The sequence below is a fragment of the Xylanibacter brevis P6B11 genome (genome assembly GCF_000621825.1).
Classification (GTDB): Bacteria; Bacteroidota; Bacteroidia; order Bacteroidales; family Bacteroidaceae; genus Prevotella; species Prevotella brevis.
This window is the reverse complement of the sequence record NZ_JHXG01000003.1, coordinates 399253-411595: the sequence shown is the minus strand read 5'-3', so window position 1 is coordinate 411595 and position 12343 is coordinate 399253. Positions and strand designations below refer to the sequence as shown.

The 12343-nt window shown below is 48.8% G+C and carries 12 protein-coding genes and 1 rRNA gene; 3 read left to right on the top strand and 10 right to left on the bottom strand.

The genetic code is table 11. The features are described from left to right. The 10 genes from T496_RS0101705 to T496_RS0101655 form a co-directional block, all read right to left on the bottom strand. Nucleotides 1–263 (bottom strand): 16S ribosomal RNA (locus T496_RS0101705); the annotation flags it as partial. 955 nt (nucleotides 264–1218) lie between these two features. Beyond that, entirely contained in the window at nucleotides 1219–1941 is a 723-nt protein-coding gene (locus T496_RS0101700; RefSeq protein ID WP_155808269.1) for a Bax inhibitor-1/YccA family protein, read from the bottom strand. A 13-nt stretch (nucleotides 1942–1954) separates the two neighbouring features. Continuing rightward, nucleotides 1955–2896, bottom strand: coding sequence for a GNAT family N-acetyltransferase (locus tag T496_RS0101695; RefSeq protein ID WP_231477973.1), 942 nt, complete (start codon nucleotides 2894–2896; stop codon nucleotides 1955–1957). Further along, a complete protein-coding gene (locus T496_RS0101690; RefSeq protein ID WP_027449212.1) occupies nucleotides 2893–3291 on the bottom strand; it encodes a sugar 3,4-ketoisomerase in 399 nt (132 codons plus the stop codon). Before T496_RS0101690 ends, T496_RS0101695 begins: the two co-directional genes overlap by 4 nt. 4 nt (nucleotides 3292–3295) lie before the next feature. Continuing rightward, nucleotides 3296–4501, bottom strand: a complete 1206-nt coding sequence (gene purT / locus T496_RS0101685; protein ID WP_027449211.1) for a formate-dependent phosphoribosylglycinamide formyltransferase — start codon at nucleotides 4499–4501, stop codon at nucleotides 3296–3298. After that, nucleotides 4498–5421 (bottom strand): hypothetical protein, encoded by a 924-nt coding sequence (locus T496_RS0101680; protein ID WP_155808575.1) that lies wholly within the window; start codon nucleotides 5419–5421, stop codon nucleotides 4498–4500. The genes purT and T496_RS0101680 overlap by 4 nt, the downstream gene beginning before the upstream one ends. A 35-nt stretch (nucleotides 5422–5456) precedes the next feature. Next, the gene (gene rfbB, locus T496_RS0101675; protein WP_027449209.1) at nucleotides 5457–6590 is read right to left on the bottom strand and encodes a dTDP-glucose 4,6-dehydratase; all 1134 of its coding nucleotides are present in this window, start codon (nucleotides 6588–6590) and stop codon (nucleotides 5457–5459) included. A gap of 190 nt (nucleotides 6591–6780) precedes the next feature. Further along, nucleotides 6781–7293, bottom strand: coding sequence for a metallophosphoesterase family protein (locus T496_RS0101665; RefSeq protein ID WP_027449207.1), 513 nt, complete (start codon nucleotides 7291–7293; stop codon nucleotides 6781–6783). Between the two features lie 60 nt (nucleotides 7294–7353). After that, nucleotides 7354–7974, bottom strand: coding sequence for a cytidylate kinase-like family protein (locus T496_RS0101660; protein ID WP_027449206.1), 621 nt, complete (start codon nucleotides 7972–7974; stop codon nucleotides 7354–7356). Continuing rightward, on the bottom strand, nucleotides 7971–9323 hold the full coding sequence (locus T496_RS0101655) for an MATE family efflux transporter (protein WP_027449205.1): 1353 nt from the start codon (nucleotides 9321–9323) through the stop codon (nucleotides 7971–7973). Before T496_RS0101655 ends, T496_RS0101660 begins: the two co-directional genes overlap by 4 nt. A 122-nt stretch (nucleotides 9324–9445) precedes the next feature. Here T496_RS0101655 and T496_RS0101650 point away from each other — a divergent pair, with 122 nt between their 5' ends. From T496_RS0101650 to xseB, 3 genes are read left to right on the top strand one after another with little or no spacing between them, the layout of a single operon-like run. Beyond that, nucleotides 9446–10855 (top strand): S8 family serine peptidase, encoded by a 1410-nt coding sequence (locus T496_RS0101650; protein ID WP_027449204.1) that lies wholly within the window; start codon nucleotides 9446–9448, stop codon nucleotides 10853–10855. Further along, nucleotides 10852–12087, top strand: a complete 1236-nt coding sequence (gene xseA, locus T496_RS0101645; RefSeq protein WP_027449203.1) for an exodeoxyribonuclease VII large subunit — start codon at nucleotides 10852–10854, stop codon at nucleotides 12085–12087. The genes T496_RS0101650 and xseA overlap by 4 nt, the downstream gene beginning before the upstream one ends. Further along, complete coding sequence (xseB, locus tag T496_RS0101640) at nucleotides 12084–12263, top strand: exodeoxyribonuclease VII small subunit (protein ID WP_044109015.1); 180 nt, start codon at nucleotides 12084–12086, stop codon at nucleotides 12261–12263. Before xseA ends, xseB begins: the two co-directional genes overlap by 4 nt. The last annotated feature ends 80 nt before the right edge of the window (nucleotides 12264–12343 follow it).

Genomic DNA, 12343 nt, shown 5'->3' with positions numbered 1-12343 from the left:
CCGCCAACAACCTAATCAGACGCATCCCCATCCCTTAGCGATAAATCTTTGCTTTACTTCAGATGCCATCCGTAAAGAACATAGGGTATTAATCCGACTTTCGCCGGGCTATGCCCTACTAAGGGGAAGGTTGGATACGCGTTACTCACCCGTGCGCCGGTCGCCATCTTCAAAAGCAAGCTTTCGAAATGCTGCCCCTCGACTTGCATGTGTTAAGCCTGTAGCTAGCGTTCATCCTGAGCCAGGATCAAACTCTTCATTGTATATGTTTGTATCTTTAGATTTGATTACCACCAGACGAATCCAGAAGTAATCTATCTGTTATCTGTTTCAGAATGACTATCCAAAAAGTATCAAGTCTATCAACCTATTTTAAAATATGATTGACGGTTCGTTACTGTTACCCAAGTGCCTTTCAATTAAGATTAGCACTCGCTTCTTGTACTACTTCTCTGTCTATGTAAATCTTTCAAAGAACTCTTGTCTTGTTGCTTGTGAGGAGGTGTTCCTCGTAAGCGGATGCAAAGGTACGGCTTTTTTCGTAACCACCAAAACTTTTCTACCTTTTTCCCCTATTTTTTTTAAAAAAGCTCGACACTTTTCATTTTTCTTTACAGCCCACCTTATTATATAAATAAAAGGGGCTTCAAAAGAATCCTATATTGTCTTTCCAACACTTGTCACTTTTTCTGCCGAAATTGGGGTTTTATCATCAAAAAGGGCCACCATTAAGGTGAAAAAGCGTCTTCATTGGAGATAAAAGTATCGGTTTTACTGGGCAATAGCAGCTGTTTTATCAACTTATAGTGGCGCTATTGAGATGCAATTCGGTAAGTATTGGGTAGCATCTAGACTTTGGAAATGCGTTTTCTAGAGTCTAGAAGTCTTCAATCTAGAGTTTAGAATGAGGCAATCTAGACTCTATAAACAACTAATCTAGAGTCTAGAACGACACCAAAAGTGGCACTATTGGACGACAAGAGCGGCACTATTGGACGATAATAGTTCTACTCTTACCTTGCCAAACAGAAAGAATGGGCCGACGATTCAGTTAGAATAGAAGGAAGAAACAAGAAGGCTCCCATTTTGACCAGCGGAAAACAGCGAAACCAGGATATAAGAAACAGAAAATGCCACTTTCACATCCAAAACATAGTGTTTAAGCGATGTAAAAGTGGCATTATATGATATAGAAGCTTCAGCTATATCTTAGAGCAGTTAATCTCTTTTGCCAAAAATGCGAAGCAAGTAGAGGAAGAGATTGACAAAATCGAGATAGAGCGTCAAAGCACCGAGGAGAGCATACTTCTGCATGTGCTCTCCGGCATCGGGGGCGGTGAGAAACATCTGTTTGATGCGCTGCGTGTCATAAGCAGTCAGTCCGACAAATATCAAAACACCGGCATAACTTGCTATCAGTGTAAGTCCAGGACTTGCAACAAATATGTTCACGATGGTTGCAATGATGAGACCAATCAGCGCCATCATCAGTACCTTTCCCCATGAAGATAAGTCTTTCTGTGTGACATAACCATAGAGAGACATCGCCCCAAAGGTTGCAGCAGTAATCATAAACACGGTGCTGATGCTACCTAAACTATATATAAAGAATATAGAAGACAGCATCACGCCATTCAGAATAGAATATACCACGAAAAGCGTTGTCGCAGTCATCAGAGACATCTTATTGATTCCAGCTCCGAGTCCGATGACCAGTAGCAGTTCAGCCCCGACGAGTAGCCACATTACTATGGGATTGGAATAAATCAAAGCCGACATGACGGGATTAGTAGCCACCCCATAAGCAGACAATGCTGTGATCACCAATGCCAGAGTCATCCATACATATACCTTTCTCATCAAGGCAGGAAAAGCCAATGACGAGTCCCATTCACGCTGACGTGAAGAGAGTGATTGATAGTTCATTTCTTCGTAATCCATAATTTATAATGTTTTAAAGTGTCCATTCATACGTATCGTACATCACTGTACGTCCGCCATATCCTTCCTTATGAGCTATGAGCCCCTCGTTCAAGACCAGTCCACCCTGTTCGTTCGAAGTGCCAAAATCGAGGTATCTCATGTGCTGATAGTCATGATACATCACCTGATCATAGATCGCTTCCATGGCACCGAGTCGTTTACCCTCATCAGTGGTCCCACTATATTGGCCATGCAGAACATGTCCCATCACGTAGAAAGTGATGCCCCCTATGATTCGACCATCCAGATATGCACTATATTGAATGATCTTATCAGGGAAGCGAGATTTCAATAGCTCTATCTCCTGAAGTGTATGCACAGACTGTGCCTGAAATTTTTTCTGGAGATTATCGTTGAGAACAGGCCAAAACTCTGCCAAACTGGCATCCCGTTTCACCTGAATGCCTGCCATCTGTGCCTGTTTCAAGCGGCGACGATGATCTTTTCGCCAGCGAAGATGAGCATCGAGAAAGATGACCGTACCCGACATACGTTGCTGCAGGCGTGCACCACATTTCCAAAACATGGCATACAAATCCTCTTCTGAAGGCAAGCGATGATAAATCCAAGGAATAGCGCGATAGAGAACCTTTTGGAATCCCATCTTTCGCAGATAGTCGTTCAACTCCTCAAATAAGTGAACCACATCTGCAGTAGTCACATCCTCGTCCATCAGCAATCCGCCATAAGTCAGTCCTCTATGCGAGCAGAAGATCTCCCCCACCTCATGCGCAGGAAGAACAGAATGCAGATGATTTCCTACATAGAACAGCAACGAGTGATCCTTGAAACGATCACTATGATAATCCATGTATTCACGATAGAACAGGAAAGTCGCGTTACGTGCCTTATCTACGTAGCGATTCCATTCATCATGATGAGTAGCATCATATCGTACTATCCGGAACATCATTTCACAATCTGCAGAAACTCGTTATAGTCGTAGATATATTCATCCTCATCAAACAATTCAGACGCCAGAACCAGACAAACAGCGCCACTTGAGAAGTCCTCAAGTGTGCGCCATACGTTAGTACCGACATACAGTCCCTGATAGGGATGATTCAAATGAAAAGTCTGGCGCACATGACCATCAAACACCTCCACATCGAACGAACCGCTCACGGCAATGATCACCTCCTGACAAGTACGATGAGCATGTCCGCCACGCCGTTCGCCAGAAGGAATATCATAAGTCCAGTAAACCCTGGCGATGTCAAACGGCACATTCTTCATTTGCTCGGCCACCGTCAGGTTACCCCTTGGGTCAACGATTTTTGGCAGGTCAATGATACTTACGCGCTCCATCTTTTTAATGTTCAAATTTAGTATAAGGATCAGTGCCGAGAACAGTCTTAGCCAAGCGCTTAGCCTTGTCGCGAAGTGCATCCACATCGTCACCTACCTCACCATAACAGAGCACGACACCCATGCGACGTCCCTTGTGAGCCTCGGGCTTTCCGAAGATACGAACACGTGTGCGGTCTTCCTTCAGAGCCTCTGTCAGATTGTAGTCCAGCAAAGACTTATCAACAGGAGCAGATACCTCTTTTGGTGAAAGAATTACCGCAGAAGCGCCCGCATGTTCTAGATGGATGCCAGCAATAGGCAGACCCATGACCGCACGGAAGTGAAGTTCAAACTCAGACAGATTGGTAGTATGTCCAAGTGTCACCATACCCGTGTCGTGTGGACGTGGCGACAGTTCGCTAAAGATTACCTCACCCTGTTTTGTGAGGAAGAACTCCACGCCCCAGATGCCAGCACCCGTGAGGGCCTTCGTCACCTTGTCGGCCATCATCTGCGCCTGTTTCAGCGCCTCATCCGACAACTTATATGGCTGCCATGATTCGCGATAGTCGCCTGCCTTCTGCACATGACCTATTGGCGGACAGAAGAGCGTAGGCCAACCATGCTGCTGAGTAACGGTGAGCAAGGTAAACTCAGAGTCGAAGTCAATGAATTCCTCAATGATAACCTCTTTCACATCACCACGCGAACCCTCCATAGCCTCTTTGAAAGCCTGTTCCAGTTCATCGTCGTTGTGCACATAGCTCTGACCATGACCAGATGAAGACATCAGCGGTTTCACCACACAAGGGAAGCCGATCTCGTCGGCAGCTTTCTTAAACTCATCGAAAGTCTTAGCATAAAAATACTTTGCCGTACGCAGGCCCAGCTCCTTAGAAGCCAGATCACGAATAGCGCGACGGTTCATGGTGAAGTTGACGGCACGAGCAGAAGGCACCACCTGGATGCCCTGTTCCTCGAATTGGAACAGACGTTCCGTACGGATGGCCTCAATCTCAGGTACGATAATGTCGGGCTGGTGTTTCTTCACCACAGCCTCAAGGGCCTCGCCGTCGAGCATATTAAACACTTCGCGCTCGTCGGCTACCTGCATAGCCGGTGCATTGTCGTAGCGGTCGCAGGCAATCACATACTGTCCTGCGCGCATGGCAGCAATTACGAACTCCTTGCCCAGTTCGCCTGAGCCTAACAATAGTATTTTCTTCATAGCTTTAACGTTTTACCAAATTCATACTTCATGGCCTGAAAAGCGGTCATTTCCAACTTTCCAAGGTAATTTGTTTGCGTGGCATATTTCAATGCCTCATAGTTCTTATATTTTCTTTCCTCGATATTGAGTCTCACTTTCCCATTCTTCACCAACCAGCGTGCCTCTTCAGTCTGCGCGCCCAGCTGTCCGTCGTTTGTGATAGTGATATAATAGCATCCATCGAAATCAGACATTTGGTAGTATCTTGTTCTGAATGGCCACAACAAGCTGCTCACCTCCATCTGTCCTCTCCACACGGTGATACGCTTGAAAGAGTAGAGATAAGTCAGCGATATGCCGCCAAGGAACAAAATTCCAAAAAGTGAGAATAGCACTTTTCCCAAAGTCATCTCTCCGTCACCCATGATACAGCTAAGAGGAAAGAGTAATGCCATCAACATAAATCCCCAAGCTCCATATATGTAAGGCATCCTGAATTCCGAGACGACCTCCTCATTATCGCGCGCTCTGAACTTCTCCTTCTGTTTCACCCTGATAGCTTCGCAGAGCTGTTCATAGTTACTATAGACAGCAGAAGCGATGCTTATAACGCGGCGCCCGCCACGTATGAGCCTCAGCACTTCGCCCTCTCGCATCCGCGAGGTTTCCAAATAGTCAAACTCCGTAAAGAAATAGAATCTGCGCCAGAACGGCAACAGCACACTCCTGGTCTCGATTCCATCTGGGTACACCGTAATACGTCGCAACCAACAAAGATAGCCCAGGCAGAACAAGGTTCCCAAAGCTATCATAGTCAGGCTCAATGGCACCAAGGTAGAAGACTGTAATGCAGAGACACCGCCACTGGCGATTACTCCCAGCATTATACCTAGCAAAGCACCAATAACAGCGCGACGATTAAACTTCGAAGTTATCATATTCTGTAAGATTACGGTCGAATTAGAATCAATGTTTACCTATTGGCATACATATTGTCGTAATACTTCTGGTAGTCGCCGGAGGTGACATTGTCGAGCCACGCCTGATTGTCGAGATACCAGCGCACCGTCTTTTCGATACCCTCCTCAAACTGCAGGCTTGGTTCCCAGCCCAGTTCACGCTGCAGCTTCGACGAGTCGATGGCGTAGCGCAGGTCATGGCCGGCACGGTCGGTGACAAACGTGATCAGATCCATATCCTCGCCTTCCTTGCGGCCCAGCAAGCGATCCACCGTCTTGATGACCACCTTTATAATATCTATATTCTTCCACTCGTTGAAACCACCAATATTGTATGTATCGGCAATCTTTCCCTTGTGGAAGATCAGGTCAATAGCACGGGCATGATCCTCTACAAACAACCAGTCGCGCACGTTCTCGCCCTTGCCATAGACAGGGAGCGGTTTGCGGTGGCGGATATTATTGATGAAAAGAGGTATCAACTTCTCAGGGAACTGATAAGGACCGTAGTTGTTGGAACAGTTGGTCACCACCACCGGCATTCCATAAGTATCGTGGAAGGCACGCACGAAATGGTCGCTCGAAGCCTTCGAAGCACTGTATGGTGAATGTGGATTATATTTTGTGGTCTCCAGGAAGAACTTGTCGCCATAGGCCAGATGATGTTCTGCCGAGGATGCTGTAGTAGTGAAAGGAGGTTCTATTCCCTCGGGGTGTGTCAGCTCCAGTGCGCCATACACCTCGTCTGTAGAGATATGATAGAAGCGCTTTCCCTCATACTTCTCGGGCAGCGATTCCCAATAGAGCTTTGCAGCCTGCAGCAGCGAGAGCGTACCCATCACGTTGGTCTTTGCAAAGGTAAAGGGATCCTTGATACTGCGATCCACATGACTCTCTGCAGCCAGATGGATGATGCCATCCACCTTTTTATCCTGCATCAACTGATAGAACGCGTCGAAGTCGCATATATCCATTTTCACGAACTCGTAATTTGGCTTATTCTCAATATCCTTCAGATTAGCCAGATTACCAGCATAAGTTAACTTGTCGAGATTGATAATGTGGTACTCAGGATACTTGTTCACAAACAAGCGAACAACATGGCTTCCAATAAAACCTGCACCACCGGTTATTACTATTGTTTTCATATTCATGTGATTAATTACTCCTTTCCTTGTTTATATTTTCTGTAGGTCCCCATGAGAAACATCACGAGGAATGCCACGAAGAATGTTCTTGAGGCATCCTGCCACGACTCATCGAGTCCGATGATATAACATAGTAACGTAAGCGCTGCCGCAACTATTGTGTCAACGATTACTTCCACGATCCACTCCATCATAAGCCACGCTCCTTTCCGGGATCAGCCAGTGTGATCACCTCTAAGTCCTTGAAGGCGCTGCCATCGATGGTCAGTCGCATCAGCGTGCGCTCCTTGTGCCAGCCCTGAAGGCCGGCAGCGCCAGGGTTCAGGTGCAACAGGTTCAGCGTCTTGTCGTATTTCACTTTCAGGATATGCGAATGCCCTGCGATGAACAACTGTGGCGGATTGGCAAACAGCGTGCTGCGCACCGAGGCATCATAGTTGCCGGGATAGCCACCGATATGCTTGATCAGCACATCCACATCCTCACATTTAAAACGGTTCAGTTCGCGATACATCAGTCTGAGGTCACCCCCATCACAGTTGCCGCATACAGCCCTGAAAGGTCTGAAAGCAGCCAGTCGCTCCGCCACCTCCACACTGCCGATGTCGCCAGCATGCCAAATCTCGTCACACTGTTCGAAGTAGTGCAAGTACTTATCGTCCCAATAGCTGTGCGTATCGCTGATTAAACCTATCCTTTTCATGCCGTAAACCTATGCTTTTCTGGTCGAAAACTGATGCTTTTCTCTGCGTAGAGCTATGCTTTACCTTCGAGCGTTAATAAACTTGGCAATGTAGTCTGCCGTTTCTTCGATGCCCATCACTGATGCGTCAATGCAGAGATGATAACTTTCCGATGCGCCCCAGTGCTTACCCGTGTAATAATTGTAGTAGGTGGCACGCTCGTGTTCGCCCTTCTCTATCATGTGTCGGGCCTCATCTCGCGAACAGTGGTGACGCTCGGCCACACGATCTATACGAATGTCGATTGGTGCCGTCACGAAGATGTTCACGCATTCAGGCATGTCGCGCAGCACATAGTCTGCGCAGCGACCCACAAACACGCAATTGCCCTCTGCAGCGGCCTTACGGATGGCGTCACTTTGAATCTTAAACAGAGCCTCTTGCGAAAAGTCATTCTGATAGAACCCGCTATCGGCGAGATGCACCGCACGGATGTTAAGCAGCGAGCGGAAAAAGCCCTTACACTCATCGTTCTGCTCGAAATACTCTTCCGAGAAGCCACTCTCCTTGGCTGCCAGCTCCAGGATTTCCTTATCATAGAAGCGTGCATCAAAAGTCTTCGCCAACAACTGGGCCACCATGCGTCCTCCGCTGCCCAACTGTCGTCCTACGTTGATTATCAATTTATCACCGCCATTCATACCTTTCCCACTTTAAAATCGCGCATATACTTCCACAACACAAAGGCTGCCATCATAGCTGCCAGACCATCACTTGTTGGCAATGCTGCCCAAAGGCCGTTCAATCCCCAGATCATAGGGAACAAGATGATGAGCGGCAACAGGATGGTGAGTTGTCTTGACAGCGAGAGGAAGATAGATATTTTCACTCTGCCTATACATTGGAAGAAGTTTGTAGTCACTGCTTGGAAACCTATCAGCGGGAACAACAGCATATTAATCAATATGCCATCGGCCGCCAAGCTAATCTGCACGGCATCCTTCGTAAAGATGCGTGCCATCTCTGAAGGGAAAAGAATAGCCATCAACCAGCCCAGCACCATGATGGCTGTGGCCGAAAGGATGGCTAGGTTAAGACAGCGAAGCATGCGGTCGAAATGCTTCGCACCGTAGTTATATCCCACGATGGGCTGCATGCCCTGGTTTATTCCCATGATAATCATGAAGAAGAACATACCAAACGTATTGGCAATGCCGTATGCACCTACCGCCATATCGCCGCCGTAAGACAGAAACTGGCGATTCATGAAGATCACGATGATGCACGAGGTGGCATTCATCAAGAAAGGCGAGATGCCGATGGCGATGATGTTTTTCACCAGATCGGTCTTCAGGCCATAGATGCCACGCTTCAGATGAATCAGTTCTTTGGGGTCGGAAAAAATCCACAGCTGCCAGCATAGCGCCAGCGTCTGCGAAGTGATAGTGGCCAAAGCGGCTCCTCTGATACCCCAGCGAAGCACCCATACGAAGGCGATGACCAGCAGGATGTTCATCATCACCGTGAACAGGGTGGCATACATCGCATGTCTGGGTTTTCCGCAGGCACGCAACAAGGCATTCATACCGAAGTACATATGGGTCACGATGTTACCAGCCAGGATAATCTCCATGAACTCCCGGGCATAAGGCAACGTCACATCGCTGGCACCAAAGAAACGAAGTATCGGGTCGAGAAACAACAGGCAAACCGTCATAAAAAGGAATCCCACGATGAGATTCAGCGTGATCGTGTTGCCCAACAAATGCTCAGCCGTGTCGTAGTCACGCTGTCCCAGTTTCACGCTGATGCAAGTAGAGGCACCAACGCCCACAGCAGCACCAAAAGCTGCGCTAAGGTTCATGAAGGGAAACGTAACCGATAGGCCGTTGATGGCATCGGCTCCCACCAGTTGTCCAATGGAGGCACGGTCGATAATATTATAGAGTGACGAGGCCGTCATAGCCACGATGGCTGGCAACGCATACTGCCATAGCAGCGCTCCCACCGGCTTCTGTCCCAGTTCTAATGCTTTCGCTTTACTGTCCATATCTTATATTAACGTCTGCAAAGATACGAAACTTTTTCGATTTACCAACGTCTTTCATGCCAAAAGTTTGGCTATTTCATTTTTTATTCATACTTTTGTAATCATTTAAATAATAATCATTCATGAAACGTCTCATTCTCTTCATGACTTTACTGCTTGCCGGCCTGACTGTCCATGCCGGAAAAATAAAATATCCTGGCAGTAAAGTCTATATCTACAGATACACACTTACCGACAAGAAGACGACGCATCATTCGCTGAAGGAAGCTGGCAAATTTCTTTCTAGAAAGAGTCTGAACCGCCGTCGCAAGCAGGGCATCGCCATCGACTCCACCGACCTGCCCATCCCTCAGAGCTACATCCGCATGTTTTCATCAAAGGGAACCACCGTGCTGGGCACCAGCAAGTGGCAGAACGCCGTGCTGGTCAGCTCGAAAGACACCACCGAGCTCTGTCGTCTCGGCACGCTCCCCATCGTCAAGGCAAGCCGCTGTGTGTATATCTCGCCCGACTCTATCGAGCGCCCAGCCGACATCCGCTGGAATGTTCATGAGACGTTCAACCGCTGGGACTCTATCCATAACGACCCCTACGGCATGTCCAGACCACAGATTGAGACACTGGCCGGCCACTGGCTCCACGAGCAAGGTTTCACCGGAAAGGGGGTCACCATTGCCATTCTCGATGGTGGTTTTCAGAACTACGACCGCATCCCTGCCCTCAGAGAGAGCCGCATCGTGGGCACACACGACTTTGTAGTCACGGCCCTCGACCATCGTTTCTACAACGACAAAGAGACGTGTTTCAACAGCATTGACCACGGCACCAAGGTGTTCTCGGCACTTGCCGCCAAAGCACCCGAGGTATGCATGGGCACTGCGCCCGATGCCAATTATTGGTTGTTGCGCTGCGAAGACTACAACACCGAACAGCCCGTAGAGGAAGACCTTTGGACGATGGCAGCCGAATTTGCCGATTCCGTTGGCGTGGATATCATCAACTCCAGCTTGGGCTATTATAAGTTTGACAACGACCGTGGCAACTACCGCCTGCAAGACCTCGACGGCAAGACGGCTTTCATATCTCGAACGGCCTCCATGCTGGCCCAGAAGGGCATCGTGCTCTGCAATTCTGCCGGCAACTCGGGCATGGGACCGTGGAAGAAGATCAGCGTTCCCGCCGATGCCACCGATATACTGACCGTTGGCGCCATCGACCAGAAGCTGATCATTGCCGCTTTCTCCAGCCTGGGTCCCACGCAAGACGGGCGCATCAAACCAGATGTAGTCGCCATCGGAGCCCCCACGGCCCTGATCTCTGGCCGCGGCACACTGATAAACGACATGGGCACATCGTTCTCAACACCCATCGTCGCCGGCCTCGTTGCCTGTCTCTGGCAGGCACTTCCCCACAAGAATGCCTACGAGATCATCGACCTGGTGCGCCGCAGTGGTGACCATCACAAAGAGCCAACCAACGTCTATGGCTATGGTATTCCCAACTTCTGGACCGCTTATCAATTAGGACTATGACCACTTTCACGCTCTACGAGCTCAACAGTTTGGTACGACAGACCATCGAAGGCTCGATGGATCAGGACTACTGGGTGGATGCAGAACTGTCGGAATGCCGCGAGAGCAGAGGACACTGCTACATGGAGCTCATCCAAAAAGACGAGTTCTCCAACACGCCTGTGGCACGCGCCTCGGCCAAGTGCTGGAAGAACACATGGGCCATGCTGCAACCACACTTCGAGCGCATCACCGGACAACCCCTGCATGCAGGCCTGAAAGTGCGTCTCAAGGTCTATCCGCAATTTCACGAAGCCTTCGGATTCTCGTGGATTGTCACCGACATCGACCCCACCTACACCATGGGCGACATGGCGCGCCGCCGCCAGGAGATCATCAAGCAACTGAAGGAAGAAGGTGTCTTCGACCTGCAAAAGGAGCTGGCGCTCTCTGCTTTTGCCCTCAACATTGCCGTCATCTCCAGCGAGACGGCCGCAGGCTATGGTGACTTTGTCAACCAACTGGCCGACACGCCTTTCGACTTCCACACCCAACTCTTCCCCGCTATCATGCAGGGTGAACAGGTAGAGCAAAGCATCATTATGGCTTTGAACAGAATCTACCAGCAGCTAACCGAACTATTCTCTTCACCATTCGACTGCGTGGTCATCATTCGCGGTGGCGGAGCCACTGCCGACCTGTCGGGATTCGACACCTTGGCCCTGGCAGAGAACGTGGCCAACTTCCCGCTGCCCATCATTACCGGTATCGGACACGACCGCGACGAGTCTGTGCTAGACATGGTCAGCCACACCAGAGTGAAGACACCCACGGCTGCCGCACAGCTTCTCATCTCCAACATCGAGAAGACCCAGCACCAGATAGAGACGTGCGAAGAGCGCATCGCACACTACGCACAGAGCAGAATTGAGGTCGAACAGCTACGTCTGGCCCGTCTTTCAGAACACATTCCCCCACTCTTCTCGCTGGTGAAAGCCCGCCAAGAGGCCCTCTTAGACCGCCATCTGCAGGCCATCGTCTCTCACCTACAGAGGACGCTTGAAAAAGAAGGACACCGACTAAACCTTCTGGAACAGAGAGCACAGGCGCTCGACCCGACCCTCTTGCTGAAACGAGGCTATAGCATCACGCTCCATAACGGCAAGCTTCTGCGCGACCCGTCACAGGTGAAACCCAACGAAGAAATAGAAACCCGCCTTGAAAAGGGCACCATCATATCTATCGTCAAATGAACTACGAAGAATCATTACAGCAACTGGAAACCATCGTTCGCAAGATGGAGAACAACGAATTTGGCATCGACGAGCTGTCCGAACAGTTGAAATCCGCACTGGAGATTATCAAGCAGTGCAAAGAGAAACTTAACAAGACTGATAGCGAAATTAAAAAAATACTGGAAAAAAGTTAGAAATACTTGCTGAAAACAGAATTTTTGTATAACTTTGCATCACTTTTTAAACATTTCTAAACGGATTTAATGATCACAAA